28 protein-coding genes and 1 pseudogene are annotated in these 25,253 nt (G+C 65.0%); 17 read left to right on the forward strand and 12 right to left on the reverse strand.

Annotated elements, in window-relative coordinates; genetic code table 11:
• Nucleotides 1–56 precede the first annotated feature (56 nt).
• Nucleotides 57–455: an NADH:ubiquinone oxidoreductase subunit NDUFA12 gene (locus GN330_RS17555; protein ID WP_156714021.1), complete on the reverse strand. Its 399-nt coding sequence runs from the start codon at nucleotides 453–455 to the stop codon at nucleotides 57–59.
• Between the two features lie 234 nt (nucleotides 456–689).
• On the opposite strand from GN330_RS17555, the gene GN330_RS17560 reads away from it, so the two are divergent.
• On the forward strand, nucleotides 690–1,133 hold the full coding sequence (locus tag GN330_RS17560; protein ID WP_197435220.1) for a hypothetical protein: 444 nt from the start codon (nucleotides 690–692) through the stop codon (nucleotides 1,131–1,133).
• Between the two features lie 34 nt (nucleotides 1,134–1,167).
• The gene (locus tag GN330_RS17565; protein WP_156714022.1) at nucleotides 1,168–2,163 is read left to right on the forward strand and encodes a DMT family transporter; all 996 of its coding nucleotides are present in this window, start codon (nucleotides 1,168–1,170) and stop codon (nucleotides 2,161–2,163) included.
• A gap of 21 nt (nucleotides 2,164–2,184) precedes the next feature.
• On the opposite strand, the gene GN330_RS17570 is transcribed toward GN330_RS17565, so the two are convergent.
• Nucleotides 2,185–2,676, reverse strand: a complete 492-nt coding sequence (locus tag GN330_RS17570; RefSeq protein WP_156714023.1) for a GNAT family N-acetyltransferase — start codon at nucleotides 2,674–2,676, stop codon at nucleotides 2,185–2,187.
• A gap of 2 nt (nucleotides 2,677–2,678) precedes the next feature.
• The gene (gene gatB / locus GN330_RS17575) at nucleotides 2,679–4,178 is read right to left on the reverse strand and encodes an Asp-tRNA(Asn)/Glu-tRNA(Gln) amidotransferase subunit GatB (protein WP_156714024.1); all 1,500 of its coding nucleotides are present in this window, start codon (nucleotides 4,176–4,178) and stop codon (nucleotides 2,679–2,681) included.
• A 235-nt stretch (nucleotides 4,179–4,413) separates the two neighbouring features.
• Between gatB and GN330_RS17580 the strand changes: the two genes are divergently transcribed.
• Nucleotides 4,414–4,674, forward strand: a complete 261-nt coding sequence (locus tag GN330_RS17580) for a DUF6455 family protein (RefSeq protein WP_156714025.1) — start codon at nucleotides 4,414–4,416, stop codon at nucleotides 4,672–4,674.
• A 54-nt stretch (nucleotides 4,675–4,728) separates the two neighbouring features.
• Here GN330_RS17580 and GN330_RS17585 read toward each other — a convergent pair whose 3' ends face one another.
• Both GN330_RS17585 and GN330_RS17590 read right to left on the reverse strand, forming a co-directional pair.
• Complete coding sequence (locus GN330_RS17585) at nucleotides 4,729–5,160, reverse strand: CBS domain-containing protein (RefSeq protein ID WP_156714026.1); 432 nt, start codon at nucleotides 5,158–5,160, stop codon at nucleotides 4,729–4,731.
• Between the two features lie 101 nt (nucleotides 5,161–5,261).
• Entirely contained in the window at nucleotides 5,262–5,999 is a 738-nt protein-coding gene (locus GN330_RS17590; protein WP_156714027.1) for a rhomboid family intramembrane serine protease, read from the reverse strand.
• 373 nt (nucleotides 6,000–6,372) lie between these two features.
• On the opposite strand from GN330_RS17590, the gene GN330_RS17595 reads away from it, so the two are divergent.
• Both GN330_RS17595 and GN330_RS17600 read left to right on the forward strand, forming a co-directional pair.
• Nucleotides 6,373–7,005, forward strand: a complete 633-nt coding sequence (locus tag GN330_RS17595) for a PAS domain-containing protein (protein ID WP_156714028.1) — start codon at nucleotides 6,373–6,375, stop codon at nucleotides 7,003–7,005.
• Nucleotides 7,006–7,184: 179 nt separating this feature from the next.
• Nucleotides 7,185–7,805 carry a PilZ domain-containing protein gene (locus tag GN330_RS17600; protein ID WP_156714029.1) on the forward strand — a complete coding sequence of 207 codons (621 nt, stop codon included), beginning with the start codon at nucleotides 7,185–7,187 and terminating at the stop codon, nucleotides 7,803–7,805.
• A gap of 189 nt (nucleotides 7,806–7,994) precedes the next feature.
• Here the strand turns inward: GN330_RS17600 and GN330_RS17605 are convergent.
• Nucleotides 7,995–8,300, reverse strand: a pseudogene (locus GN330_RS17605) (leucine zipper domain-containing protein); the annotation flags it as partial.
• Nucleotides 8,301–8,602: 302 nt separating this feature from the next.
• On the opposite strand from GN330_RS17605, the gene GN330_RS17610 reads away from it, so the two are divergent.
• Nucleotides 8,603–9,208 (forward strand): transglutaminase-like cysteine peptidase, encoded by a 606-nt coding sequence (locus tag GN330_RS17610; RefSeq protein WP_156714030.1) that lies wholly within the window; start codon nucleotides 8,603–8,605, stop codon nucleotides 9,206–9,208.
• 168 nt (nucleotides 9,209–9,376) lie between these two features.
• Here the strand turns inward: GN330_RS17610 and GN330_RS17615 are convergent, their stop codons facing one another.
• Complete coding sequence (locus GN330_RS17615; RefSeq protein ID WP_156714031.1) at nucleotides 9,377–9,904, reverse strand: gamma carbonic anhydrase family protein; 528 nt, start codon at nucleotides 9,902–9,904, stop codon at nucleotides 9,377–9,379.
• Between the two features lie 30 nt (nucleotides 9,905–9,934).
• Nucleotides 9,935–10,261, reverse strand: a complete 327-nt coding sequence (locus GN330_RS17620) for a DUF6949 family protein (protein ID WP_156714032.1) — start codon at nucleotides 10,259–10,261, stop codon at nucleotides 9,935–9,937.
• A gap of 108 nt (nucleotides 10,262–10,369) precedes the next feature.
• Here GN330_RS17620 and GN330_RS17625 point away from each other — a divergent pair, with 108 nt between their 5' ends.
• Entirely contained in the window at nucleotides 10,370–11,143 is a 774-nt protein-coding gene (locus GN330_RS17625; protein WP_343040829.1) for a hypothetical protein, read from the forward strand.
• 9 nt (nucleotides 11,144–11,152) lie between these two features.
• Here GN330_RS17625 and GN330_RS17630 read toward each other — a convergent pair whose 3' ends face one another.
• Together GN330_RS17630 and cysE are read right to left on the reverse strand one after the other, a co-directional pair.
• Nucleotides 11,153–11,359: a DUF3126 family protein gene (locus tag GN330_RS17630; RefSeq protein ID WP_156714033.1), complete on the reverse strand. Its 207-nt coding sequence runs from the start codon at nucleotides 11,357–11,359 to the stop codon at nucleotides 11,153–11,155.
• Between the two features lie 133 nt (nucleotides 11,360–11,492).
• Entirely contained in the window at nucleotides 11,493–12,314 is an 822-nt protein-coding gene (gene cysE, locus GN330_RS17635) for a serine O-acetyltransferase (protein WP_156714034.1), read from the reverse strand.
• A 175-nt stretch (nucleotides 12,315–12,489) separates the two neighbouring features.
• Between cysE and GN330_RS17640 the strand changes: the two genes are divergently transcribed.
• Both GN330_RS17640 and GN330_RS17645 read left to right on the forward strand, forming a co-directional pair.
• Complete coding sequence (locus GN330_RS17640) at nucleotides 12,490–13,233, forward strand: enoyl-CoA hydratase/isomerase family protein (protein WP_343040830.1); 744 nt, start codon at nucleotides 12,490–12,492, stop codon at nucleotides 13,231–13,233.
• A gap of 123 nt (nucleotides 13,234–13,356) precedes the next feature.
• On the forward strand, nucleotides 13,357–14,595 hold the full coding sequence (locus GN330_RS17645) for an MFS transporter (protein ID WP_156714036.1): 1,239 nt from the start codon (nucleotides 13,357–13,359) through the stop codon (nucleotides 14,593–14,595).
• A 52-nt stretch (nucleotides 14,596–14,647) separates the two neighbouring features.
• On the opposite strand, the gene GN330_RS17650 is transcribed toward GN330_RS17645, so the two are convergent.
• Nucleotides 14,648–14,884, reverse strand: a complete 237-nt coding sequence (locus tag GN330_RS17650) for an Lrp/AsnC ligand binding domain-containing protein (RefSeq protein ID WP_156714037.1) — start codon at nucleotides 14,882–14,884, stop codon at nucleotides 14,648–14,650.
• A gap of 81 nt (nucleotides 14,885–14,965) precedes the next feature.
• Entirely contained in the window at nucleotides 14,966–15,799 is an 834-nt protein-coding gene (locus GN330_RS17655; protein WP_343040832.1) for an alpha/beta hydrolase, read from the reverse strand.
• A gap of 215 nt (nucleotides 15,800–16,014) precedes the next feature.
• Between GN330_RS17655 and GN330_RS17660 the strand changes: the two genes are divergently transcribed.
• Genes GN330_RS17660 through kynA form a run of 8 tightly spaced genes read left to right on the forward strand, consistent with a single transcriptional unit; the run spans nucleotide 16,015 to nucleotide 25,152 of the window.
• Entirely contained in the window at nucleotides 16,015–18,306 is a 2,292-nt protein-coding gene (locus GN330_RS17660) for a bifunctional salicylyl-CoA 5-hydroxylase/oxidoreductase (RefSeq protein WP_156714039.1), read from the forward strand.
• A 2-nt stretch (nucleotides 18,307–18,308) separates the two neighbouring features.
• Nucleotides 18,309–19,064: an SDR family NAD(P)-dependent oxidoreductase gene (locus tag GN330_RS17665; protein ID WP_156714040.1), complete on the forward strand. Its 756-nt coding sequence runs from the start codon at nucleotides 18,309–18,311 to the stop codon at nucleotides 19,062–19,064.
• A complete protein-coding gene (locus GN330_RS17670; protein ID WP_156714041.1) occupies nucleotides 19,058–19,534 on the forward strand; it encodes a MarR family winged helix-turn-helix transcriptional regulator in 477 nt (158 codons plus the stop codon). Before GN330_RS17665 ends, GN330_RS17670 begins: the two co-directional genes overlap by 7 nt.
• Complete coding sequence (locus tag GN330_RS17675; protein WP_156714042.1) at nucleotides 19,531–20,343, forward strand: enoyl-CoA hydratase family protein; 813 nt, start codon at nucleotides 19,531–19,533, stop codon at nucleotides 20,341–20,343. Before GN330_RS17670 ends, GN330_RS17675 begins: the two co-directional genes overlap by 4 nt.
• Nucleotides 20,343–21,485 carry an acyl-CoA dehydrogenase family protein gene (locus GN330_RS17680; protein WP_156714043.1) on the forward strand — a complete coding sequence of 381 codons (1,143 nt, stop codon included), beginning with the start codon at nucleotides 20,343–20,345 and terminating at the stop codon, nucleotides 21,483–21,485. The genes GN330_RS17675 and GN330_RS17680 overlap by 1 nt, the downstream gene beginning before the upstream one ends.
• Before the next feature lie 18 nt (nucleotides 21,486–21,503).
• Complete coding sequence (locus tag GN330_RS17685; RefSeq protein WP_156714044.1) at nucleotides 21,504–23,129, forward strand: AMP-binding protein; 1,626 nt, start codon at nucleotides 21,504–21,506, stop codon at nucleotides 23,127–23,129.
• Nucleotides 23,126–24,319, forward strand: a complete 1,194-nt coding sequence (gene kynU / locus GN330_RS17690) for a kynureninase (protein ID WP_156714045.1) — start codon at nucleotides 23,126–23,128, stop codon at nucleotides 24,317–24,319. Before GN330_RS17685 ends, kynU begins: the two co-directional genes overlap by 4 nt.
• Complete coding sequence (gene kynA / locus GN330_RS17695) at nucleotides 24,316–25,152, forward strand: tryptophan 2,3-dioxygenase (RefSeq protein WP_156714046.1); 837 nt, start codon at nucleotides 24,316–24,318, stop codon at nucleotides 25,150–25,152. The genes kynU and kynA overlap by 4 nt, the downstream gene beginning before the upstream one ends.
• Nucleotides 25,153–25,253 lie beyond the last annotated feature (101 nt).

Consider the following 25,253-nt stretch of genomic DNA (forward strand, 5'->3'; position numbering starts at 1 on the left):
TCCCGCTAAAGGGGCATTGTGGCAAAAATGACAAGGCGCGCTTTCCTCGGCGTGATTCAGCTTCCCGGTGTCCAGGCGTCGTAGTCGCCGGTGACAGCCGGACGCTTGCCGGGCGAAAGCAGCGAACCCTGCGGCCGGTAAGCCTGCGAAGTTCCGGTCATGTTGGGCACATGCGGCTTCTGCCAGTCGCGCGGCTTGTAGTCCTCCTTCGAGGGCGGGGTATCGGTGCGGTAGTGCATCCAGCCGTGCCAGCCCGAAGGAATTTGCGAGGCTTCCGAGAGCCCGTCATAGATCACCCAGCGGCGGGTGCGGCCTTCCGAATCCTTACCGCCGAGATAGTAGCGGTTGCCGAATTCGTCCTCGCCGACAAGGGTGCCCTTGCGCCATGTATGGAAGCGCGTGCCCAGCGTTTGCCCGTGCCACCAGGTGAAAAACTGCAGCAGAAAATTCTTCATGGACAGCCTCGCGCGCGCATCTGCGCCTTATGCCGCCGGAGCACCGCGAAAGCAAGAGGCCGAGGAGTTTTGCCACGACGAGGACCGCGGTTCGGGCCCCCTGGTCAGCCGTCCGGCGGCATGGTCGCGCCATCCGGTTTATTTGAGACTTCTAACAAGCGATGCGGCGCGATAGGCTCGCGGCAATTGCATGTTTCGCGCTCAATTACTCCGCGTATTCGAAAGGATGTCGTCATGCCCGCTTTGTCGAAGCCAGCGATTGTGTTTCTGACATCGCTTTTTCTCGCGCTGCATGTTCCCACGGCTCCGGCGGGTGCGGACAACGGCACCGGCGGTATCGCCTTTGTGCAGGCACCGGAGCAATCCTCGGGCGTCTGCGCGGCCGGCAATCCCGACAAGGGTTTCGCTTGCGCGCGGCAAAAATGCGCCGAGGGCGGGGCGGCGGCGGGCGACTGCCTGCGGGTCGCCTGGTGTTATCCGGCCGGATGGAGCGTCGACGTCTTCATGCAGCACCGCGAGGGCCCGCACTGGCACGACTACAGTTGCGGGTGGGTAAGCCGGCAAGCCGCGCTGAAGGCGGCGGAGGTGAAATGCGACCCGGCCTTCGCCGACACTCTGATCGAGTGCGCGCCGGTCATGCTGTGGAGCCCCGAGGGCGTGGAACAGCCGGTCGAATGAAAGCGCCTTGCCCGACAGAAGCGGGCCGCCATTCATGACGGCGCGGCCCCAGCCGAAGCCGGCCGCCGGCGGCGCGCTCGCCTCCAACCTTGTCGGCATTTTATGCGCGACGGGCGCCGCAACCGCCTTTTCGCTCAACGACGTGGCGATCAAATATCTGTCCGGCGACTACCCGCTGCACCAGATCATCTTCCTGCGCAGCCTGATCGCCATCACCGTCACACTGGCGGTGTTCGTGCCGCTCGACGGCTCCTATCGCGACCTGCGCACCGACCGCCTCGGCTTTCACCTGATGCGCGGCATGATCGTGGTGTGCGCCAACATGACCTTTTACGCCGCCCTGGCGACATTGCCGCTCGGAGAGGCAACCGCGATCTATTTCGTCGGCCCCTTGTTCATCACCGCCCTGTCGGTCGTTCTTCTGGGCGAGACGGTCGGGCTGCGGCGCTGGTTCGCGGTTCTGATCGGGCTTGCCGGCGTCGTCATCGTCATCCGCCCCGGCGGCAGGGCCTTCCAGTACGCCGCCTTGCTGCCACTGGTCGCCGCCTTCGGCTATTCGCTGTTCCAGATCACCACTCGCAAGCTCGGACTGGCAGCAAAGGCCTCGACGATGTCGTTTTACGTCAACCTCGTCTTCATCGGCTTTTCCGGCATGGTCGGGCTGGTTTTCGGCGACGGCCGCTACAGCGGCACCGGCAACGCCAATCTGGAATTCCTGCTGCGTGCTTGGACCTGGCCGCCGGCCGGCGATTTTGCACTCCTGGCGGCGATCGGCGTGATCGGCTCGACCGGCGGTTATCTCGTCAGCCAGGCCTATCGCCAGTCGCAGGCCGGGCTGATTGCGCCGTTCGAATATATCGCCCTGCCGCTCGCCATATTCTGGAGCATCATGATCTGGGGCGACTGGCCCGATACGGTCGCCTGGCTCGGCATCGCGCTGATCGCAGCGGCCGGGTTCTACGTGCTTTACCGCGAGGCCGCGCTCGGCCGGCGCATCCGCTGGAAGACGCCGTTCCGGCGCGAGCGCTAGCATCGGCGCTAGCGGCCGCGCTCAGGCGAGCGCGCGTTCGTAGACCAGGGCGGGAATGCCCGAGCCATCCTTGCCGCAGTTTTCCGTCCGCCCGACAAGGGTAAACCCGTGCGCCCGGTAAAAGGCGATCGCGGGAAAATTGGCCTCCTCGACCTCCAGAACGAGGCGCCGGGCTTGCGGAAAGCTCGCGACGATTTCGTCCAAAAGCATGCCGCCGATGCCCCTGCCCTGCATCGCCGGCAGGACGTAGAGCTGGTGAAGCGTCACCACCCGGCCGTTCTCGTCCGCGCTGGCGAAAGCCACACCGCCGAGCGATTGGCCGTCGTCGGCAAGGATGAATTCGGACCGCGGCTGCGTCAGTCGGCCCTTAAGAGCGGCCGGCGAATGCCAGTCATCGGTGATTTCGGTGACGCGGTCGACGCCGTAGATCGGGTCGTAGGTGGCGTGCCAGGTTTCCACCAGCAGCGCGCGCACCGCGGCAAGATCGCGTTCGCTCGCCGTGCGCACGAACATGGTCAGTCGAGCCCGAGCCGCGTCTTGACCAGCGCGTTGACCGCCTGCGGATTGGCCTTGCCGCCGGTCGCCTTCATCACCTGGCCGACGAACCAGCCGGCAAGCGTCGGCTTGGCCTTGGCCTGCTCGACCTTGTCGGGATTGGCGGCGATCACCTCATCCACCGCCTTTTCGATCGCGCCGGTGTCGGTCACCTGTTTCATGCCGCGCGTTTCGACCACTTGCCGCGGATCACCACCCTCGCTCCAGACGATTTCGAACAGGTCCTTGGCGATCTTGCCGGAGATGGTGCCTTCCTTGATCAGGTCGATGATGGCGCCGAGCTGATCGGGGGAAACCGGAGTCTCTTCAATCTCCTGGCCGGATTTGTTCAAGGCGCCCAACAAGTCGTTGATGACCCAGTTCGCCGCCATCTTGCCGTCGCGACCGGCCGCCACCTTCTCGAAATAGTCGGCCGCCGCCTTTTCGGCGACCAGCACCGAGGCGTCATAGGCCGACAGGCCGAGATCGCGCACGAAACGCCCCTTCTTTTCATCCGGAAGTTCCGGCAGATCGGCGGCGAGCGCGTCGACATAGGCCTGGTCGAATTCGAGCGGCAGCAGGTCCGGATCGGGGAAATAACGATAGTCGTGCGCTTCCTCCTTGGAGCGCATCGAGCGAGTCTCGCCCTTGCCGGGGTCGAACAGCCGGGTCTCCTGGTCGATCGTGCCGCCATCCTCGAGAATGGCGATCTGGCGACGCGCCTCGTATTCGACCGCCTGACCGAGAAAACGGATGGAATTGACGTTCTTGATCTCGCAGCGCGTGCCGAAATCGCCGCCAGGGCGGCGCACCGAGACGTTGACGTCGGCGCGCAGCGATCCCTCGTCCATATTGCCGTCGCACGTGCCCAGATAGCGCATGATCGAGCGCAGCTTGGTCACATAGGCCTTGGCCTCGTCCGAGGAGCGCATGTCGGGCTTGGAGACGATTTCCATCAGCGCCACGCCGGAGCGGTTGAGATCGACATAGGACATGGTGGGATGCTGGTCGTGCATCGACTTGCCTGCATCCTGTTCCAGATGCAGGCGCTCGATACCGACTTCGATATCCTCGAATTCGCCCTTGCGATCGGGGCCGACCGAAACGCTGACCTTGCCCTCGCCGACGATCGGCTGCTGGAACTGGGAAATCTGGTAGCCCTGCGGAAGATCCGGATAGAAATAGTTCTTGCGGTCGAAGACCGACTTCAAATTGATCTGCGCCTTCAAACCAAGGCCGGTGCGTACGGCCTGCGCCACGCATTCCTCGTTGATGACGGGAAGCATGCCGGGCATGGCCGCGTCGACCAGGCTGACATTGGCGTTGGGCGCGGCGCCGAATTCCGTCGAAGCGCCAGAAAACAGCTTTGCCCGCGAGGTGACCTGTGCATGGACCTCAAGGCCGATGATGACCTCCCAGTCGCCGGTGGCTCCTGCAATCAGCCTTTTGGGGTCGGGCGTGCGCGTGTCGATGATGGTCATGATGCGGACTTGCTCGTTGGATGAATTGCAGGTTCGCTAGACCAAAGGCGCCGGCGAGGCAAGGTTTGTCGGTCCTTCCGCTCCGCTGTCCGTCGTCAAGCCGGGCCCGAGCTTGTTCGCTCCGGCGGACGTAGACGGACGTCGCGGCGAACCTCCCGGTTTGATCGAGGTCAAGGCGCCGCGCGGCGGCCGGCCATACCGTGCCTGGACAGGGACGAGGACAGGAGCTTCACCAATGAGCGCTTTCGGTTTCATCGACAAGATCGCCGCGAGGGCCGATCTGATGGAGAAGATGATCGACACTCTCGGCGTGCGCGCCGGCATTTCCGAAATGCCGGACCAACCATCGGTGATGCGCAATGCGGCGCTGCGCTGTTTGTCCTGCCGTCACGGCGCGGAATGCGGTTCGTGGATGGAGACCAGCCCGACCCACGAGCGCGCGCCGTCCTATTGCCGCAACCGCGAACTCTTCGATTTCGTCGCCGACGACGCCTGACGTCTCCACTTCGCGATCCCGAGGCCGCAGGAACCGTCCGAGAGCGCACCGCGACTAAGCGGTGGCGATGTAGTTGCGGATTTCCTCGGCCTCGTGCTCGATTTCCTCGATCCGCCGCTTGACGACGTCCCCGATGGAGATGATGCCGGCCAGCTTGCCGTCGCGCTCGACCGGCAGGTGGCGGAACCGCCCTTGCGTCATGATGCCCATGACCTCGTTGACGCTGTTATCCTCGTGACAGACCTTGACCTTGGCCGTCATCGCCTTGGACACCGGCTTGCCCAGCGCTTCGGCTCCATCCGCGGCAAGCATGCGCACGATATCGCGCTCCGACAGGATGCCGGCGATCCTGCCATCGCCGCGCGTCACCACGATCGCGCCGATCTTTTTTTCCGCTAACAGGGATACGGCCTGGTCGACGGTGCTGTCGGGCGAAATGACGACCACATCGCCGCCCTTGTCCGAGAGAATAGTCCTGACCAGCATGGCGTCCTCCTGGGCTGCATAACGGAAAGTTCCCGCAGGGCCATCGAACCCTGTCAAGCATGGTGCTACCGGATTTCGGCCAATGCAAGCCTGTCGGCGGCTCAAAGTCCATGCGGCGCCGGCAGGCGATCGAAAGACCGGACGGCGAAGAAACCGACCAGAAATCCGCCGATATGGGCCTCCCAGGCGATCACGGCGCTGGAACCCGGTCCGCCGCTCAGAAGTCCGGTGGCCAGATTGATTATCATCCACACGCCCAGGAAAGTGACGACCGCGCGCTGGCGCAGGACGGCGCGAATCGGCAGCACGGATCCGGCGAAGCGCGCCCGACCCGGCATGCTGCGGTCGATCTGGAAGCCGAAGCGGGCGGCCGCGCCCATCATCCCCGAGATCGCCCCGGACGCGCCGACCAGGGGGGCAGGACTTTCGGGATAGATCAAATAATGCAGGCCGGCGGCGGCCAAGGCCGTCGCGGCCCAGAACAGGACAAAGCGCCTTGCGCCGATCCGGTTGGCGAGCGGCGAACCGAATGCGGCGAGCCAGATCATGTTGATGGCCAGATGGGCGAGGCCGCCATGCAGGAGCGAATAGGTCAGCGGGCTGGTGAAGGCGTAGAGATCGAGCGCGTAGGCACCGGAATAACGCAGTGGAATGAAGGCCGCCCGCAATAAAACCGCGAGATCCTCGGTGGGCGAAACCATGTAGGTGCGCGCAAGATGGATCAGGGCGCACAGCGCGATGAAAACGAGCACGACGACCGGAATATTGAAGGCCGGCTCCCGGCCCGGGGGCGGTGGGATCGATTCGCGCCTGTTGCCAGGATCGGACTGTGCCGCCATCCTTTTTCCAACCATGCTGATTCGCCTGCCGGCGACTTCGCCCGCTTCAGTGCGGCGACGCAAGTCATGGTTAAAAAAAGCCGCCCAGAGTTGCCCCTGGACGGCTGGTCGAGCCCCTGCCCGAAAATCTGGAGATCGGAGCCGCTTGGCTGGATTTGCCAATAGAGCCAAGCGCTTCGTGCTGTCCCTCTTTCATGACATGCCGGGGTGCGGCCGGCAATCGAAACCCTTTGTTAACCTTAACGCGACGCCTCGGTGAACAACCCGGGTTAGCGCTGGCACGCATCCTGCTCCGTCCTCCATGTATCGGCGGCGGGAGGCTCCCGCTGTTCGGTGATGAGACACCTCAACGAGCAAAACGAAACGGGGACGCATGAAACTCGACGGGACAATCGCACTTTTCCAATATTGGGACAGGCTCCGAAACGGCCGTCCCGCGCCGCGCCGCGCCGAGATCGAGCCGGCCGACATCAAGCCGATGCTGGCCGACACCTTCATCCTGGAGCAGGACAGCCGCGGCGCGGCCGTGTTCCGCCTCGCCGGCACCCGTCTCTGCGCCGCCTATGGCCGCGAACTGAAGGGCTTCGCCTTCTCCTCACTGTGGGCGGCGCGCGACCAGAGCCTGGCCGCGCGGCTGGCGGCGGGAGCGCTGCGCGAAAAATCCGTATCGGTGACCGGTTTCGAGGGCGTCACGCAGCAGGGCCGCACCTGCGAGTTCGAGCTGCTGCTTCTGCCGCTGGAAGGCGGCGTCGACAGTCCGCGCTCGCTGGGAAGCCTCACCCCGGTGGAAAAACCCTATTGGCTCGGCAACGACCCGGTTTTGGAAAGCCGGATCGATTCGATGCGTGTCGTCGATCCCGACCGAGAACCGATGTTTCTCAAGAACCGACCGGCGATTTCGGTTCCGCCGCTCGCGCCGTCGGCCGGGATGCTGTCCAGCGACGAAGGCGCCAAACGCCGCCGTTTCAAACATCTCGTCATCATCGAGGGCGGCCGCGACAGCTAGAGTGTCCTGTTGGTCAAGGACGTTCCGGAGTCCGGTCCCGGCGGTCGCGCCACGAGTGCGTAAGCGCAACGCAGACGTCCGGGCCGGGGGTTTTTCCTCTCGTGCGAAAGGGCCGGCTTACCGCTTGTTAACCGTTCACAACCTATGAAGGTGGTGTCCATTCGCGGGCCGAGGAAAAAATGACGTCAGTGGCGATCGATTCAGCGCCGTCACGGGCCGAGAGGCGCCACTTCCAAAGAGTGCGCGTCAAGGTCTACGGACGCTATATGCTGGAGGATCGCACCGAGCATCCCTGCCAGGTCATAGACATGTCTCCGGGCAATGCGCTGTTGCGCTGCGACCGGGTCGGCGCGCTTGGTGAACGCGTCATCGCCTATATCGACCATATCGGCCGGATCGAGGGCGTGATCACCCGACTTCAGAACGATGGCTTCGCCATCACTCTGATCGCGTCCGAACGCAAGCGCGACAAGCTTGCCGCGCAGCTCACCTGGCTCGCCAACAAGCACGAACTCGACCTGCCGGAAGACCGCCGCCACGAACGCATCACGCCGCGCAACCCGATCAGTGTGGTGCGACTGGGCGACGGACGCGAATATCAATGCCGGATCGTCGACCTTTCGCTGTCGGGCGCGGCTGTCGAGATCGACGTGCGTCCCGCCCTCGGCACGGCGGTCACATTGGGCACGATGCGCGGGCGCGTGGTGCGCCACTTCGAGGACGGCATCGCAGTCGAATTCGCAGCGCTGCAACGCGAGGAAACGCTCCAGGCCGAGTTCAGCCACCCTCACCAGGGCTGATTCTTTCGGTTTTTCCGCAAGCGACCGGCGCATACGACGCGGTGCACAAACGCAGCACCGGCGACGGCGCCTGAGCGACTTCAAACGTGCCGCGAGCTTCCTAGATCCGTTCTTCTTTAAATGGAATCGTTTGACCGTCGGGATTTCGCGGTCTGGCCAGGAGTGTGCGGCGATGCAGCGTTAGCACCGTGAGCCGGGCGCGACGCCGGTTTCCTGCGCGATGTGCTTGCCTGTCCGGCGGTGACGGCGCAGGGCGATGATGCGTTCACAAATGAGCGCGTCGGTTGCTGCGGGCATCCGGCCTGGCCGCCAGGAGCGGTCGGCCGTGCCGGCGGGACCTTCCGCCTTGTAGCGTTCGACCCACCGGGCAACGATCTTGGCCGAGACGCCATCGACCCGCGCCGCCTGGGCTTTGGACAGACGGGCCTCGATGACCGCCAGAGCCATCTCCTCCCGACGCAGCGGCGTCAGACGGGTATTCTTGTGGATGTCCATTCGGACCATCCGGTGAGTGCTGAAGCGTGGTAACTCCAGTCTCCCCGGTCAGGTCCGACCGGTTTCCCCTCACGGTGCACATGCTTCAGTTCCGATCCCGTCGAGGGCAGACCGGAGGATAGATCGTCATCGCCACCCAGGACGAATGCGGGCAATTTTAGCAAAATTTAGCACGGATTCGGTTCAAGTTTATTTTCGTTTTTATTCTTGTTCTTTTCTGGCTTTACTTAATTTGTAGTTCGCTCTTTTGCGTCAAATAAATTCGGTCGTGGCATTGTCTCGTCAAACGGGGAGACAAGGCAATGATCAAACGGGGACGATCCTTCGTGCTGGCGGCGTGCGTCGCGCCGCTGGTACTGGCAGCCGGCCATGCGCATGGTGCAAATCCGTTCATGATGACGGGCGCACGTACCACCCAGCCGGTCGGGCATTATGAATTGTGCAAGCGGACGCCCTCCGAGTGCAATCCCGGTCAAGCCGCGTCACGACCGGTCGAACTCACCCGGAAATTGTGGAAGACGATCATCGAGATCAATCACGCGGTCAATGTCGCGGTCGCGCCCAAGACCGACTACGAGATATGGGGCCGCGAGGAAGTGTGGTCCTACCCGCAAGGGGTCGGCGACTGCGAGGATTATGTCCTGGAAAAGCGCCGGCTGCTGATACAAGCGGGCGTCCCGTCAGGCAATCTGCTGATCACGGTGGTGCGCCAGCCCAATGGCGACGGCCACGCGGTTTTGACGGTTAACACCAGCTACGGCGACTTCATCCTGGACAATCTCCAGCCGCGCGTCCTGGCATGGACCGACACGGATTACCGCTACTTGAAACGACAATCCACACGCAACGCCGGTGCCTGGGTGGGCATCGAGGATGGCCGCAACGTCGCCGTCGGCAGCGTGCGCTAGGCCGCGCTTTTTCGAGGTCAGGGATACCCGGTCGAGTCCCCACCCTCCCCGTCCCCAACGACCGGGTCAAAGGAGCCGGCCCGTGTCCCCGGGCCGGCTCCGCCTTTTTTGCGTTGGTGGCGGCCCGGCCGCGCGAAGAGCCAGGCCATTTCGGGCAGGCACGCGGCCTCAGGCGGGCGCAAGCCCCTTCATGAAACGGCGCGCGTTTTCGACATAGTGGACGGCCGACCACTTCAACAGTTCGACCGCCTTGTCGTCGAGTTCGCGTATCGCCTTGGCCGGCGAACCGACGATCAGGCTGTTGTCGGGAAAGCTCTTGCCCTCGGTGACCAGCGCACCGGCGCCGACAAGGCAATTTGCGCCGATCCTGGCGCCGTTGAGCACGATCGCGCCCATGCCGACCAGACTATTGTCGCCGATCGTGCAGCCGTGCAGCATGGCACGGTGGCCGATCGTGCAGCCCTGCCCGACCGTCAACGGAAAGCCGATATCGGTGTGCATGACGGTGTGTTCCTGCACGTTGGAACCGGCTCCAATCACAATCGGCTCATTGTCGCCACGCAGCACGGCGCCGAACCAGATGCCGGCATTCTCGCCGAGCCGCACCCGGCCGACCAGGGTCGCGTCGGGCGCGATCCAGTTGGTCGTGCGATCGTCGAATTCGGGCTCGAGGCCGTCCAGAGCGTAGATGGGCATAATGACTGCTCCTGTCGGTTTGTCGCGCCGTCAGGAAAACAACGCCGCTGCGTGGAATGCAAGCTCGGCGACGATCGTGCCGGTGGCCGCAAGCCAGATCGTAGCAAGAGCCGTTCCGGGCACGATGGCGCCCACCCCCCGCCGCCCTTCGCCAACGGCCCGCAACATTTCGTTGAGAAGCATGAACGGCCCCGCCAACACCGTCAGTAACAGCGATCTTGCGAGATGGCGCGGCGAAACGAACGGGTCGCGCAAGTCGAGCCGACGCCCCGCCCACAGCTCCATCAGCGATCCGGCCAGGCCGGCAAGGGTCAGGCCGCAGCCAAGCACAAAAGCCAGCGTCGCAATCAGCATCATCTTTACCGTCCGTTTACCACGAAACCGCAAGGTCATCCGACAAGGAGCAAGTTCCGTGCCGCGCCGACTGTGTCGTGGGGGGACAGCAGGCCGGAAAAGGAGTTTGGCGTGCACAGCAGCGATACGGCCGATGCGGAAAGCTCCGGGGCGATCGACGAGCGTTTCATGCTGCGCGTCTTCGTGGGCTTCGCCCTTCTGGCGCTCGCGGCCGTTGCGATCAGCGCCGGCGGCAAGCTGCTCGGCCGCTCGATCGTGCTTGCCGGTCATACCGAGGACACGACGCCGCGCGAAATCGTGATCGGCAACGATGTGGTTGTCGTGCCGGCCAATGCGATCCGGTTCGAGCGCGAGCGGCGCGACGGCGTCGCGCCGAACCTGCATCTATACCTGCGTTGGCCGGATATGACCGGCTACCGCGCGGCGGCGCGCGACGACTTCAACCACGCCGGCGGCCGGCGCGCCATCCTGTTCCTGTCGTTCGAACCGCGGATGATGTCACGCGACATGAGCGGCCGCTACGATCCGATCTACAGAGCCTTGATCGACACAACCGCCGGGCCCGGGCCCGGCGGCCTGCGCGTCCACGCTTTCAGCGACAAGTCAGGGTATGCGAACGAACAGCTTCTGGTCGGCCCGCGCGCCGGCGGCGCGCCGTTCGTGGCGCGATGCCTGTCGGGTCCGGTCGCGTCCGAGCTTCTGGCCGAATGCGAGCGCGACATCTTCGTCGGCGAGGAATTGAGCCTGACCTACCGCTTTCCGGCCGACCTTCTGGCGGACTGGCGCAGGCTCGACGCGGCGGTGCGTAGCTATGCCGGCACGGTCGTCAGAAGCGATGCCGACGACGCGGGCGCCTCGCGCCAACGCTTCGGGCGCGCCGGCTGAAGTCAGCCGCTACAGATCGATGTCGAGGATCGCCATCGAGAAATTGTAGGACAATTCGCCCTCGTCCTCGTCGCGATAGATGATGCCCAGAAACTCGTCATCGAGATAGAGTTCGCACGAATCGTCCTTGCGCGGCCGCGCCTTCACCTGCAGCTGGGGATTGCTGAAGGTGCGCTTGAAATAGGCGTCGAGCTTCCTGATCTCATCGGGTTTCAACCGGCGTCTCCTGATGCGTTGGCGGGGTCGGACAGGGCTTGATGAAGCCAGCATGTGGCATGGGGGTCGCCGCCCTGTAAACCCTGAATTGTCGCGTCGCGTGGACCGGCGCGGCGGCCAAAGCCGCGCGCTCTCAGCCCTTTTCGGACAAAAGCTGGTCCATGGCGCGCGACGGTTCGGCGCAGCCGGCCTCGCCGACAATGCGCGCCGGTACGCCGGCGACCGTTTTGTTGTTGGGCACCGAGGCCAGCACCACCGAGCCCGACGCCACCTTGGTGCAATGGCCGATCTCGATATTGCCAAGCACCTTGGCGCCGGCGCCAAGCAGCACGCCACGGCGGATTTTGGGGTGTCGATCGCCGCCGGCCTTGCCTGTGCCGCCGAGCGTGACACCGTGCAGGATCGAGACATTATCCTCCACCACGGCGGTCTCGCCGATCACCAGCCCGGTGGCATGGTCGATGAAAATGCCCTTGCCGATACGAGCGGCCGGGTTGATGTCCGTCTGGAAAACTGAAGACGAGCGACTTTGCAGATAAAGCGCGAAGTCGCGGCGCCCCTGGGCAAACAGCCAATGGGCGAGCCTATGCGTTTGAAGAGCGTGGAAGCCCTTGAAATACAACACCGGCTCGACAAAGCGCCGGCAAGCCGGATCCCGGTCGTAATAGGCCTGGATATCGACGCGCACGATCGCGCTCCATTCGGGGTCCGCATGGCGCATTTCGCGGAACGCCTGGCCGATCAGGGACGCGCCCAGATCGCCATGGTCGAGCCGCTCGGCGACGCGATGGATGACGGCGTCCTCGAGAGTTTCCTGGTTCAGCACCGTGGAATACATGAAGGCTGCCAGCAGCGGATCCTGCTGGACCGCGTCGAGCGCTTCCTGGCGAACCGATTCCCAAATCGGGTCCACCGGCCGGATGTCGCTTGCGCGGGCGGGGTTGCGTGCCGTCATCATTTCGCTCCCTGAGCCGTGTCGTGTGTCGGCTTGCGGTCGAGGAGAACATACGTCAGAACGCAACGCCGTAGAACATCAATTTCCTCAACGCTTGTTCAATTGGATTGAAATGGGCGAATTTCAAGGTCGAACGATACCTGAGCTTCGGATCGCGCAATCCGCCGATGGCGTCGTGACGATGACACTCGACCGGCCGGAAAAGAAAAACGCCGTGACGCTTGCCATGTGGCGACAGATCGCGGCGACCGTCGACGCTCTCAATAAAGACGAAACGGCGCGCGTGATCGTGCTTTGCGGTGCCGGCACGGATTTCTGCGCCGGCGCCGATATCGGCGAGTTCGCCGAGCTGCGCCGCGACGCGGGCACCGCACGCGCCTACGAGGATGCCAATTCGGCCGCGTTCGCGGCGCTGCGTGCCTGCCGACTGCCGGTGATCGCCTCGATCTCAGGCGTGTGTTTCGGCGGCGGGTTCGGCCTGGCGGCGGCCTGCGACATCCGCCTCGGCGCCACGGGCGCCGTCTTTGCCGTGCCGGCGGCGCGGCTCGGCCTGGCGTATCCGGCCGATGCGATGGCCGACATCGTGGCTGCCTGCGGGCCGCAAATGGCCCGATATCTCAGCTTTTCCGGCGCGCGCCTGCCGGCCGAGGCCGCCCACGAAGCCGGCTTCCTGCTGGAACTCCTGACCGACAAAGCCGCGCTCGACGACCGCACCAACGAAATTGCGCGCGCCATCGCCGGCAACGCGCCGCTGTCCGTCGGTGCCTCCAAGGCCTCGATCCGCGCCGCGCTGAGCGGGCGCGACGACGATCTGGCCCGCGCTAGGACGCTCGGCGACGCCACCTTCGACAGTGCCGACTATGCGGAAGGGCGCGCGGCATTTCTGGAACGGCGCCCGCCTCGCTTCATCGGTCGTTGAACGAGCAGGCTGGACCACCAGACGGCGGGCCGTGGCGTTAGCAACTTGCATGATGCAGGACGCATGGTCCGGGCGCGCGCCGCCGCCGCCGGCACGATGCCGTCATTTAAGGACCCCGCCGCCATGGCGACCAGCGCCACCGACACCGCGAATCAACCCGATGGCCGGCAATCCTGGTACCGGCTCGCGCTGTGCATGGTGCTGGGAACAATCGGCAGCGTCGGCATGTGGGCGATCGTCGTCGTGCTGCCCGCCGCCCAGATCGAATTCGGCGTCAACCGCGCCGACGCCTCGATCCCCTATACCGCGACCATGGTCGGGTTCGCGCTCGGCAATGTGGTCATCGGCCGCTTCGTCGACCGCATGGGCGTCGCCATCCCGATCGCGGCTGCGGTGGTGATGCTCGGCAGCGGCTTCCTGCTCGGCGCGGTGGCGTCCTCCGTGTGGCTGCTGGCCGCCGCCCAGGTGCTGGCCGGCTTCGGCGCGGCGGCCACGTTCGGGCCGATGATGGCCGACATTTCGCGCTGGTTCGTGCGCCGGCGCGGCATCGCGGTCGCGGCGGCCGCGTCAGGCAATTATATCGCCGGCGCGATCTGGCCGTTTTTCCTGCAAACCGGCATGGAATATGATGGCTGGCGCTTCACCTACAGCGCTGTCGGGCTTTTCTGCCTGGCCACGATGTTGCCGCTCACCCTTTTGTTGCGCGGCCGGGCGCCGGAATTCCGGCCCGGAAACACGCTCTCCGCGCCACCGCAACGCCGGGCCGCCGGACTGTCACCGCGTGCCCTGCAAGGCCTGTTGATCGTCGCCGGGCTCGGCTGCTGCGTGGCGATGTCGATGCCGCAGGTGCACATCGTCGCTTATTGCGTCGATCTGGGCTTCGGCCTGGCGCGCGGGGCGGAAATGCTGTCCCTGATGCTGGCGGCCGGCATCGTCAGCCGGCTCGCCTCCGGAGTGATCGCCGACCGCATCGGCGGGGTGAAGACGCTGCTGCTCGGCTCGGTGCTGCAGGCGATCGCCCTGATGTTCTACATCCCCTTCGACGGGCTCGCTTCGCTCTACATCGTATCGCTGATCTTCGGACTTTCGCAGGGCGGCATCGTGCCCAGCTACGCACTCATCGTGCGCGAGTATCTGCCGCCGCACGAGGCGGGCGAGCGCATCGGTATCGTCATCATGGCCACGATCGTCGGCATGGCGCTGGGCGGCTGGCTGTCGGGCTTCATCTACGACCTGACCGGCTCCTACCGCGCCGCATTCCTGAACGGAATCGCCTGGAACATGCTCAACATCGCGGTGATGGCGTTCCTGCTGATGCGCACGCGCGCGCCGAAGGGCAAGGGTGGCGTGGTGCCTGCCTGAGCTGGGCGTGTCGCCCGCGCCCTTCGAACCCGTGCAATCCCGGGTGTCGGCGTCAGAACGCCTTGAAGGTCAACGTGGTGAGGGTGCGGAAGATGCCGGGCACATTGGCGACGTTCTCGTCGATGAACTTGCCGATATCGACACCGTCCTCGACATAGACTTTCAGCAGCAGATCGTGGTCGCCGCTGGTGGAATACATCTCCGAGACGATCTCGCGCTCGAAGATCGCATCGGCGACCTCGTAGGTCTTGCCGGGATAACACTGCACTTGCACGAAAACCGGTCTCATCGTCCACAACCTATCTTTTCATGTCCGCTCGTCCGGACCCGCATGGAGCCCACGCTTCCGGGCGACCATCCGCCGCCGGCCTCACCCTGTCAACAAGGTTCGCGTCAAGGCATGGCCCGTCTCGGCTAGACCGTCGATGACGTTGAAGTGGTGGCGGTCCGGCTCGACCACGCAGGCGGTCTCGGCGCCGCAGCCCGTCCAGGCATTAGCCAAAAGCGCGTTCTGGCGCAGGAACTCGGCGCGCTCGTTGCCGCCGACCCAGCAACAGATGCGCGCACCCGGCATCGGATCGAGCAGCGCCGGGCTTTGCGCGCGCGCCTCCTCGGCATCGATCCTCAAGTCGCCGTTCATGGCCGTGCGCATGATCGGGCGTAGATCGTGCACGCCGGAGATCGACACCACGTTGCGGATGCGGGCGCGCAGGTCGGGCGCAAGCGGCGAGGTCGCCGACACCATGCGGCTGACGAGATGGCCGCCGGCCGAATGCCCGGCGAGCATGACCGGCCCTTGCGTGCGCGCCGCCGCATGGGCGATCGCCACACCGACCTCGCCGACGATACCGGCGATGCTGATATGCGGGCAAAGCGTGTAGGAAGGCATGGCGACCGCATAGCCGCTTTCGACCGCGCCGGCCGCCAGATGCGACCAGAAATTTTTGTCGAGCCGCAGCCAGAATCCGCCATGCACGAACACGACCAGCCCGGCGGCCTCGCCTTCGGGCAGAAACAGGTCGTAGCGGTTGCGCGGCGCCTCGCCATAGGGCTGGTCGAGATGGGCCCTGCCCTCGCCCGCCAGCCGCTCGCGGAAGGCCCGCGCCGGCTCCACCCAGGCATCGGGCCAACGTTCGCCGCCGGCGATGTTGGACCCGTTGGCGTAAGCGTCGTTCCAGTCGTCCACATGGCGATAATTGGTCACGGCTCTCTCCTCCCTGGCCGGCCGGCGTGCGGTCCGACTTCGTTTCGCAGGCCAGCGGCCAGCTCGTTGCGCGTGTCGCGACATGGCGCGGCTTTGTCCAGCATTGTGCCAGAGTGCGGCCGGCGGCGAAATATTTCAACCTTGAAATTTCATGCTTGAAATATTGGCCGACCTTTGGCATGGTCTTGTCTGTCGCGCAGGGAGGAAAGCCCGACATGAAGATTGCCATTCTCGGCGGCGGCCCCGCAGGCCTTTATTTCGCGATCTCGATGAAGCTTCGCGACGCCGCCCACGACGTCACCGTATTCGAACGTAACCGGCCCGACGACACGTTCGGCTGGGGCGTGGTGCTGTCCGACGAGACGCTCGACAATCTCGCCGCCAACGATGCCGCCAGTGCGGAAAAGATCCGCAAGCATTTCGCCTATTGGGACGACATCGCCGTGTTCTACCGCGGCACGCAGACCGTCTCCACCGGCCACGGTTTCTGCGGCATCGGGCGCATGCGGCTCCTGCAGCTGCTTCAGGAACGCGCCCGCGAACTCGGCGTCGATCTGCGCTTCGAGACCGAGGCCGAGGATCCGCAATATTACATGGATCGTTACGACCTCGTCGTTGCCTCGGACGGGCTCAACTCCAAGGCGCGCACCGCGTTCGCCGACGTCTTCAAGCCCGACATCGACGTGCGCGCCTGCAAATTCGTCTGGCTCGGCACGCACCAGAAATTCAACGACGCCTTCACCTTCATCTTCGAGGAGACCGACAAGGGCTGGGTATGGGCGCACGCCTACCAGTTCGACGACGACACGGCGACCTTCATCGTCGAGTGCTCGGAGGAGACCTGGGCGCGGTTCGGCTTCGGCGAGATGTCCAAGGAAGAGTCGATCGCAACCTGCGAGGCGATCTTCAAGGACCATCTCGGCGGCCATGCGCTGATCTCCAACGCCAACCATATCCGCGGATCGGCCTGGCTCAACTTCCCGCGCGTTTTGTGCGAACGCTGGTCGCACAAAAATCTGGCGCTGATGGGGGATGCGGCGGCAAGCGCGCATTTTTCGATCGGCTCGGGCACCAAGCTGGCGCTGGAAAGCGCGATCGCACTCGCCGACTACGTCACCAGCGAACCTGATCTGGAGTCAGCCTTTCGCAAGTACGAGGATGCGCGCCGGCTGGAAGTGCTGCGCCTGCAATCGGCGGCGAGGAACTCGCTGGAATGGTTCGAGGAGGTCGAGCGCTATCTCGATCTCAACCCGGTCCAGTTCAACTATTCGCTGCTGACGCGCTCGCAGCGCATCAGCCACGAAAATCTGCGCCTGCGCGACAAGGACTGGCTGGAAGGCGCCGAGCGCTGGTTCCACGGCCAGGCCGGCAACGACATCAACATCGCGCGCGCGCCGATGTTTGCGCCCTTCAAGCTGCGCGACATGGCGCTGAAGAACCGCATCGTGGTCTCGCCGATGGCGCAGTACAAGGCCGTCGACGGCTGCCCGACCGACTGGCATTTCGCCCACTATGCCGAACGCGCCAAGGGCGGCGCCGGACTGATCTATATCGAGATGACCTGCGTCAGCCCCGAGGGCCGGATCACGCCGGGCTGTCCGGGCTTTTACGCCCCGGAACACGAGGCCGCATGGACCAGGCTGGTCGATTTCGTCCATGCCGAGACCGAGGCCAAAATCTGCGCCCAGATCGGCCATTCGGGCGCCAAAGGCTCGACCCAGCTCGGCTGGCAGGACATGGACGCGCCGCTGGAAACCGACAACTGGCCGCTACTGTCGGCCTCCGAGGTCGCCTGGTCACCGCAAAACGCCAGGCCGAAAGCGATGGACCGCGCCGACATGGACATGGTGCGCGACCAGTTCGTGGCCGCCGCCGAAATGGCCGAGCGCTGCGGCTTCGACATGCTCGAACTGCACATGGCGCACGGCTATCTGTTGTCGTCCTTCATCACCCCGCTGACCAATACGCGCAACGACGATTATGGCGGCTCGCTGGAAAACCGCATGCGCTACCCGCTGGAAGTCTATCGCGCGGTGCGCGACGCTTGGCCCGACCACAAGCCGATCTCGGTGCGCATCTCGGCCAATGACTGGGTCGGCGAGGACGGCATCACCCCCCAGGACGCGGTCGAGATCGCCGGGCTGCTGCGGGAGGCCGGTGTTGACATTTGCGACGTGTCGGCCGGCCAGACCTCGATCCGCGCCAAGCCGGTCTACGGCCGCATGTTCCAGACGCCGTTTTCCGACCGGATCCGCAACGAGACCGGCATGGCGACGATGGCGGTCGGCAATATCTACGAGCCCGACCACGCCAACTCGATCCTGATGGCCGGCCGCGCCGATCTGGTGTGTCTGGCCCGGCCGCATCTTACCGACCCCTATTGGACCCTGCACCAGGCCGCCGCGCTTGGCGACCGCGAAGTCAAGTGGCCCGATCCCTATCTGCCCGGCCGCGACCAGCTCTACCGCCTGGCCGAACGCCAGGACCAGATGACGGGCAAGGTGTGACGATGGGCACGCGCCACGCGCTGGTCACCGGCGGCGGCTCCGGGGTGGGCAAGGCGATCGCACTTGCGCTCGCCGAGGCCGGCATCGAGGTGACGATCTGCGGCCGGCGCCAACAGAGCCTCGACACGGTCGCGCAGTCCAACCGGCGCATTCACGGCGTCAGCGCCGACGTGACCGACGAAGCCTCGGTCAAGGCCCTCTACGAAACCGCGGCAGCCGCGCGCGGGGCCTTCGACATCGTGGTCGCCAATGCCGGCATGTCGGGCAGCGCGCCGGCCCACAAGACCACGCTCGGCGATTGGCAACGCACGCTCGACGTCAATCTGACGGGCGCCTTCCTGACCGTGCGGCCGGCGCTGGCCGGTATGCTGGAGCGCAAGCGCGGCCACATCGTCTTCGTCGCCTCGACCGCCGGCCTGAAGGGCTATGCCTATGTCGCGCCCTATGTCGCGGCCAAGCACGGCGTTGTCGGGCTGATGCGGGCTCTGGCGTGCGAGACCGCCAAGTCGGGTGTGACCGTGAACGCGGTGTGTCCGGGTTTTACCGAGACCGAGATGCTGGACGGCTCGATCGCCCGGATCGTCGAAAAGACCGGGCGCAGCGCGTCGGAAGCGCGCGCCATGCTTGCCGCGACCAATCCGCAAGGCCGGCTGATCGAACCCGACGAGGTCGCCGCCACCGTTTTGTGGCTTGCCGGCGAGAACGCGCGCTCGATCACCGGGCAGGCGATCTCCGTGTCGGGAGGCGAGACATGGTGAGCGGCCTGGTCGCGACCATCGATCACCGGTCGGGCAACAAGGAGCGGCTGCTCCTGTGGATCCGGCTGCTGCGCGCTTCGCGCATGATCGAAAGCGAGCTGCGGGAACGGTTGAAGCGCGATTTCAACTCGACGCTGCCGCGTTTCGACGTGATGGCCGCGCTTTTCCGCGCGCCCGAGGGCATGCTGATGAGCGACCTGTCGCGCTTTCTGCTGGTGTCGAACGGCAACGTGACCGGTATTGTCGACAGGCTGGTGTCGGACGGCTTCGTCAGCCGTGCGCGCCGCGACGGCGACCGCCGCACCTCGATCGTGACCCTGACCGAGCAGGGGCGCGAAGAATTCCAGCGCATGGCGCGGGTCCACGAGGACTGGATCGGCGACCTGCTCGGCGACGTCGACGAAGCCGACGCCAAACGGCTTTCGACCATGCTTAAATCGTTCCGCAGCAATTGGGAGGGCGAGACTTGACCGATATGGCAGGCCTGAAACCGCAGCATTTTCTGTGGGACGTCGAGAACGGCGTGGCGCGGGTACGGCTCAACCGCCCCGAGCGCAAAAACCCGCTGACCTTCGAGAGCTATGCCGAGTTGCGCGATACTTTCCGCCAACTTGCCTATGCAGACGATGTCGACGTGGTGGTGTTTTTGCCCAATGGCGGCAATTTCTCCTCGGGCGGCGACGTGCACGACATTATCGGACCGCTGGTTGCGATGGACATGAAGCAGTTGCTGGCCTTCACCCGCATGACCGGTGATCTGGTCAAGGCGATGCTGAACTGCTCCAAGCCGATCATCGCCGCCGTCGACGGAGTGGCCGTAGGTGCCGGCGCGATCATCACCATGGCCTCCGACATCCGGCTCGCCACGCCGCAGGCCAAGACGGCCTTCCTGTTCACCAAGGTCGGGCTGGCGGGCTGCGACATGGGCGCGTGCGCCATGCTGCCCAGGATCATCGGTCAGGGCCGCGCCGCGGAACTGCTTTATTCGGGCCGCTCGATGAGCGCGGAAGAAGGCGAGCGCTGGGGTTACTACAACCGGCTAATCGAAGCCGACGCGCTTGAAGCGGAGGCGTTGACGCTCGCGAAATCAATTGCTTCCGGCCCGACCTTCGCACATGGAATCACCAAGACTCAGTTGAACCAGGAGTGGTCGATGGGTCTCGACCAGGCGATCGAGGCCGAAGCGCAGGCGCAGGCGATCTGCATGCAGACCAGGGATTTCGAGCGCGCCTACCACGCCTTCGTCGCCAAGCAAAAACCCGTATTCGAGGGAAATTGATGGCTGACCGCAGCTTCCTGTCCTGGCCGTTTTTCGAGGACCGCCACCGCGACCATGCCGAACGGCTGGAAGCCTGGTGCACCCGAAACTTGCCGGTCGCGCATGACGATGTCGACCAGGCCTGTCGCGAGCTTGTCGCCAGCCTCGGTCGCGGCGGCTGGCTCGAGCCGACGGCGGTCGATCCCGCCGCACCCGGCCCACTCGACGTACGCACGCTGTGTCTGACCCGCGAGACGCTGGCCCGCCATGACGGGCTCGCCGATTTCGCCTTCGCCATGCAGGGGCTCGGCACCGGCGCGATCAGCCTGTTCGGTTCACCGCAGCAACGCGAATGGCTGGAAAAGACCCGGCGCGGCGCGGCGATTTCGGCCTTCGCGCTGTCGGAACCGCGCTCGGGCTCCGATGTTGCCAATATGGATATGAGCGCGACGCGCGACGGCGACGACTACGTGCTTTCGGGCGAAAAGACCTGGATTTCGAATGGCGGCATCGCAGACGTCTATACGGTGTTCGCCCGCACCGGCGAGGCGCCAGGCGCCAAAGGCATCTCCTGCTTCCTGGTGCCGGCCGACACGTCAGGCCTTAATGTCGCCGAGCGGATCGAAGTGGTCGCGCCGCACCCGCTTGCACGACTTTCTTTCGACGATGTGCGCGTGCCGGCGAGCGCGATGATCGGCAAGCCCGGCGAGGGATTCCGCATCGCCATGTCGGTGCTCGACGTCTTTCGCTCCACGGTCGGCGCGGCAGCACTCGGCTTTGCCCGCCGTGCGCTTGACGAAAGCCTGGCGCGGGCCGGCGGCCGGGAATTGTTCGGGGCGCCGCTGTTCGACCTGCAAATGGTGCAGGGTCACCTCGCCGACATGGCGCTCGACGTCGACGCCGCCGCGCTGCTCGTCTACCGCGCCGCCTGGACCAAGGATTCCGGCGCGCCGCGCGTCACCCGCGAGGCGGCGATGGCCAAACTCTACGCCACCGACCGGGCGCAAGCCGTGATCGACAAGGCGGTGCAGCTCCATGGCGGCGACGGCGTGCGCCGGGGTCACATCGTGGAGAGCCTTTACCGGGAGATCAGGGCGCTCAGGATCTATGAAGGTGCCTCGGACGTGCAAAAAATCGTCATCGCCCGGCAGATTGCGAACTAAACCAGCAGGGGAAAAACAATGCTCGGACCGACGGGACATACGGACACATTTTCCCGCGACAACCTGCCGCCCGAGGACGCGTGGCCGGGTTTCCAGCTCGACGGCTTCGACTACCCCGATTATCTCAACGTGGGCGTGGAACTGACCGACCGCCTGGTCGAACAGGGCTTCGGCGACCGCACGGCGCTGATCGGCAACGGGCGTCGGCGCACCTACAAGGAACTTTCCGACTGGACCAACCGCCTCGCCCACGCGCTAGTCGAGGATTACGGCGTCAAGCCGGGCAACCGGGTGCTGATCCGCGGTCCCAACAATCCCGCGATGGTCGCCTGCTGGCTGGCCGCGACCAAGGCAGGCGCGGTGGTGGTCAACACCATGCCGATGCTGCGCGCCGGCGAAATCGCCAAGATCGTCGACAAGGCGGAAATCACACTGGCGCTGTGCGACACACGCTCCAAGGACGAGCTTGTCGCCTGCGCCAAGGACAGCAAATTCCTAAAACAGGTCATCGGCTTCGACGGCACCGCCAATCACGACGCCGAACTCGACCGTGTCGCGCTCGACAAATCGGTGATCTTCGAAGCGGTCAAAACCGGCCGCGACGATGTCGCCCTGCTCGGCTTCACCTCGGGCACGACCGGTGTGCCGAAGGCGACGATGCATTTCCATCGCGACCTTTTGATCGTCGCCGACGGCTACGCCAAGGAGGTGCTGCAAGTTACACCCGACGACGTCTTCGTCGGCTCGCCGCCGCTCGCCTTCACCTTCGGCCTCGGCGGCCTGGCGATTTTTCCGCTGCGTTTCGGCGCGGCCGCGACGCTTTTGGAAAGCGCCACGCCGCCCAACATGATCGAGATCATCGAGACCTACAAGGCGACGGTCTCCTTCACCGCGCCGACGGCTTATCGCGCGATGCTGGCGGCGATGGAAGAAGGCGCCGACCTGTCCTCGCTCAGGGTCGCGGTATCGGCGGGCGAGACCCTGCCCGCCCCGGTCTTCGAGGCATGGACCCAAAAGACCGGCAAGCCGATCCTCGACGGCATCGGGGCGACCGAAATGCTACATATCTTCATTTCCAACCGCTTCGACGACATGCAACCGGCCACGACCGGACGGCCGGTCACCGGCTATGAGGCCAGGATCGTCGACGCCGACATGAACGAGGTGCCGCGCGGCACGGTCGGCAAGCTCGCCGTGCGCGGCCCGACCGGCTGCCGCTACCTCGCCGACGAGCGCCAGCGCGACTACGTCAGGGACGGCTGGAACCTGACCGGCGACGCCTTTTACCAGGACGAGGAGGGGCGCTTCCACTTCGCCGCGCGCACCGACGACATCATCGTGTCGGCCGGCTACAACATCGCCGGACCGGAGGTGGAGGCCGCGCTGCTTGCCCATGCCGACGTCGCCGAATGCGCAGTCATCGGCGCGCCCGACGAGGCGCGTGGCCAGATCGTTCAGGCGCATGTGGTGCTGGTGGAGGGCTGCGTCGGCGACGAGGCGATGACCAAGCGGCTGCAGGACCACGTCAAGGCGACGATCGCGCCCTATAAATATCCGCGCTCGGTCGTGTTCATCCAGGCGCTTCCCAAGACCCAGACCGGCAAGATCCAGCGTTTCAGGCTGCGCCAGGACATCCAAAAATGACCGATTTTTCGAAAACCCGCGCGCTGTTCCATCTGCCTGACGGACTGGTCTATCTCGACGGTAACTCGCTCGGCCCGTTGCCGAAAAAGGCGGTCGAAAAGACGGCGACAATGATGCGCGAAGAATGGGGCGACCTTTTGATCCGCGGCTGGAACGCGGCTGGATGGATGGCGCAGCCCCGGAGTATCGGCGACCGGGTCGGGCGGCTGATCGGTGCGCCCGAGGGATCGGTGGTGCTGGGCGACACGCTATCGATCAAGGTCTATCAGGCGCTCGCCTCGGCACTGGAACTGCGGCCGCAGCGCAAGGTGGTCTTGTCCGACAACGGCAATTTCCCGACCGACCTCTATATGGCCTCCGGGCTGATCCAGTCGTTCGACAAGGGTCACGAGTTGAAGATCGTCGCGCCGGAAGAGGTCGAGGACGCAATCGACGACACGGTCGCGGCGCTGATGCTGACGGAGGTCGACTACCGTACCGGGCGCCTGCACGACATGAAGCGCCTGACCGAGAAGGCGCACGCCGCCGGCGCGCTGGCGATCTGGGATCTCGCGCATTCGGCCGGCGCGCTGCCGGTCGATCTCGCCGGCGCCGACGCCGATTTCGCGGTCGGCTGCACCTATAAATATCTCAATGGCGGGCCCGGCGCGCCAGCCTTCATCTATGTCGCGCCGCGGCTGGCCGAACAGGTCCGCCCTGCCCTGTCCGGCTGGCTCGGCCACGACGCGCCGTTCGCCTTCGACCTTGACTACCGAGCCGGCCGGGGCATCGACCGGATGCGGGTCGGCACGCCGCCGGTGCTCGCGCTAGCCGCCCTCGACGCCGCGCTCGACGCCTGGGACGGCGTCGACATGGCCGATCTGCGCGCCGCCTCGATCCGGCTTTCGGAGCGTTTCATCGCCGAAGTCGAGCGGCGCTGCCCCGATTTGACGCTCGGCTCGCCGCGCGACCCGGAGCAACGCGGCAGTCAGGTCTCTTTCCTGCACGACAACGGTTATGCGATCATGCAGGCGCTGATCGCGCATGACGTGATCGGCGATTTCCGGGCGCCGAACGCGATACGCTTCGGCTTCACGCCGCTTTATCTCGGCGAGGACGACGTGGTCGCCGGCGCCGAACGGCTCGAACGCATCATGGCCGAGCGGCTTTGGGACCGTCCCAAGTTCCACAAGAGGGCAGCCGTGACATGAGCGCATCCTACGACCCCTCCAACGACGGCGCGGTGACCGATTTCGCCCGCAAGATGTCGTATGGCGACTATCTGCATCTCGACAAGATCCTCGACGCCCAGACGCCGAAATCGGAGTCGCCCGACGAGATGCTGTTCATCATCCAGCACCAGACCTCGGAGCTGTGGATGAAACTCGCCGTGCACGAGGTCAGTTCGGCACTCGCCGCCTTGCGCGGCGACGCGCTGCAGCCGGCCTTCAAGATGCTGACGCGGGTTGCGCGCATCTTCGAGCAGTTGAACAGTGCCTGGGACGTGCTGCGCACGATGACGCCGAGCGAATATACGCGCTTCCGCGCCGCGCTCGGCCAATCCTCGGGTTTCCAGTCCTGGCAATATCGCGCCATCGAGTTTCTGGCCGGAAACCGCAACACGGCGATGCTGAAGGCGCACGCGCACGATCAGGCGGTGACGGCGCGGCTGGAGGCGATCCTGGAGCGGCCGAGCCTCTACGACGAGGCGCTGCTGCTGCTTGAGCGCCAGGGATTCGAGATCGGCGCGGACGCTAAGCGGTCCGAGTGGCGCACAACGCGCGAGGAAAGCGCGACGGTGCTGGCGGCGTGGAAATCGGTCTACCAGGACCCGGAGCGTTACTGGCAACTCTACGAACTGGCGGAAAAACTGGTCGACTTCGAGGACTATTTCAGGCGGTGGCGCTTCAACCACGTCACCACGGTGGAACGCATCATCGGACTGAAGCGCGGAACGGGCGGGACATCGGGCGTCGGCTATCTGCGCAGGATGTTGGAGGTGGAACTGTTTCCGGAATTGTGGAAAGTCAGAACGGAACTATGACGGTGGGCCGAGGCACCACGGCAGCGCCGGACGGACCGTATACAGGTCGAAGGCCGGGACGGATCGTTCAATGATCAGGTGCCGCAGGGAACAAAACAGGG

The organism is Nitratireductor arenosus (assembly GCF_009742725.1).
Lineage (GTDB): Bacteria > Pseudomonadota > Alphaproteobacteria > Rhizobiales > Rhizobiaceae > Mangrovimarina > Mangrovimarina arenosa.

What these genes read in the sequence shown, in the direction of transcription:
- kynA (WP_156714046.1), top strand. Translation starts at nt 24,316, where the DNA reads ATGAGCGCATCCTACGACCCCTCCAACGACGGCGCGGTGACCGATTTC.
- GN330_RS17585 (WP_156714026.1), bottom strand. Translation starts at nt 5,160, where the DNA reads ATGCTGGTCAGGACTATTCTCTCGGACAAGGGCGGCGATGTGGTCGTC.
- GN330_RS17565 (WP_156714022.1), top strand. Translation starts at nt 1,168, where the DNA reads ATGACGGCGCGGCCCCAGCCGAAGCCGGCCGCCGGCGGCGCGCTCGCC.
- GN330_RS17645 (WP_156714036.1), top strand. Translation starts at nt 13,357, where the DNA reads ATGGCGACCAGCGCCACCGACACCGCGAATCAACCCGATGGCCGGCAA.
- GN330_RS17610 (WP_156714030.1), top strand. Translation starts at nt 8,603, where the DNA reads ATGATCAAACGGGGACGATCCTTCGTGCTGGCGGCGTGCGTCGCGCCG.
- GN330_RS17670 (WP_156714041.1), top strand. Translation starts at nt 19,058, where the DNA reads ATGGTGAGCGGCCTGGTCGCGACCATCGATCACCGGTCGGGCAACAAG.
- GN330_RS17680 (WP_156714043.1), top strand. Translation starts at nt 20,343, where the DNA reads ATGGCTGACCGCAGCTTCCTGTCCTGGCCGTTTTTCGAGGACCGCCAC.
- cysE (WP_156714034.1), bottom strand. Translation starts at nt 12,314, where the DNA reads ATGACGGCACGCAACCCCGCCCGCGCAAGCGACATCCGGCCGGTGGAC.
- GN330_RS17595 (WP_156714028.1), top strand. Translation starts at nt 6,373, where the DNA reads ATGAAACTCGACGGGACAATCGCACTTTTCCAATATTGGGACAGGCTC.
- GN330_RS17685 (WP_156714044.1), top strand. Translation starts at nt 21,504, where the DNA reads ATGCTCGGACCGACGGGACATACGGACACATTTTCCCGCGACAACCTG.
- GN330_RS17615 (WP_156714031.1), bottom strand. Translation starts at nt 9,904, where the DNA reads ATGCCCATCTACGCTCTGGACGGCCTCGAGCCCGAATTCGACGATCGC.
- GN330_RS17665 (WP_156714040.1), top strand. Translation starts at nt 18,309, where the DNA reads ATGGGCACGCGCCACGCGCTGGTCACCGGCGGCGGCTCCGGGGTGGGC.
- GN330_RS17560 (WP_197435220.1), top strand. Translation starts at nt 690, where the DNA reads ATGCCCGCTTTGTCGAAGCCAGCGATTGTGTTTCTGACATCGCTTTTT.
- GN330_RS17555 (WP_156714021.1), bottom strand. Translation starts at nt 455, where the DNA reads ATGAAGAATTTTCTGCTGCAGTTTTTCACCTGGTGGCACGGGCAAACG.
- GN330_RS17650 (WP_156714037.1), bottom strand. Translation starts at nt 14,884, where the DNA reads ATGAGACCGGTTTTCGTGCAAGTGCAGTGTTATCCCGGCAAGACCTAC.
- GN330_RS17620 (WP_156714032.1), bottom strand. Translation starts at nt 10,261, where the DNA reads ATGATGCTGATTGCGACGCTGGCTTTTGTGCTTGGCTGCGGCCTGACC.
- kynU (WP_156714045.1), top strand. Translation starts at nt 23,126, where the DNA reads ATGACCGATTTTTCGAAAACCCGCGCGCTGTTCCATCTGCCTGACGGA.
- gatB (WP_156714024.1), bottom strand. Translation starts at nt 4,178, where the DNA reads ATGACCATCATCGACACGCGCACGCCCGACCCCAAAAGGCTGATTGCA.
- GN330_RS17590 (WP_156714027.1), bottom strand. Translation starts at nt 5,999, where the DNA reads ATGGCGGCACAGTCCGATCCTGGCAACAGGCGCGAATCGATCCCACCG.
- GN330_RS17580 (WP_156714025.1), top strand. Translation starts at nt 4,414, where the DNA reads ATGAGCGCTTTCGGTTTCATCGACAAGATCGCCGCGAGGGCCGATCTG.
- GN330_RS17660 (WP_156714039.1), top strand. Translation starts at nt 16,015, where the DNA reads ATGAAGATTGCCATTCTCGGCGGCGGCCCCGCAGGCCTTTATTTCGCG.
- GN330_RS17570 (WP_156714023.1), bottom strand. Translation starts at nt 2,676, where the DNA reads ATGTTCGTGCGCACGGCGAGCGAACGCGATCTTGCCGCGGTGCGCGCG.
- GN330_RS17600 (WP_156714029.1), top strand. Translation starts at nt 7,185, where the DNA reads ATGACGTCAGTGGCGATCGATTCAGCGCCGTCACGGGCCGAGAGGCGC.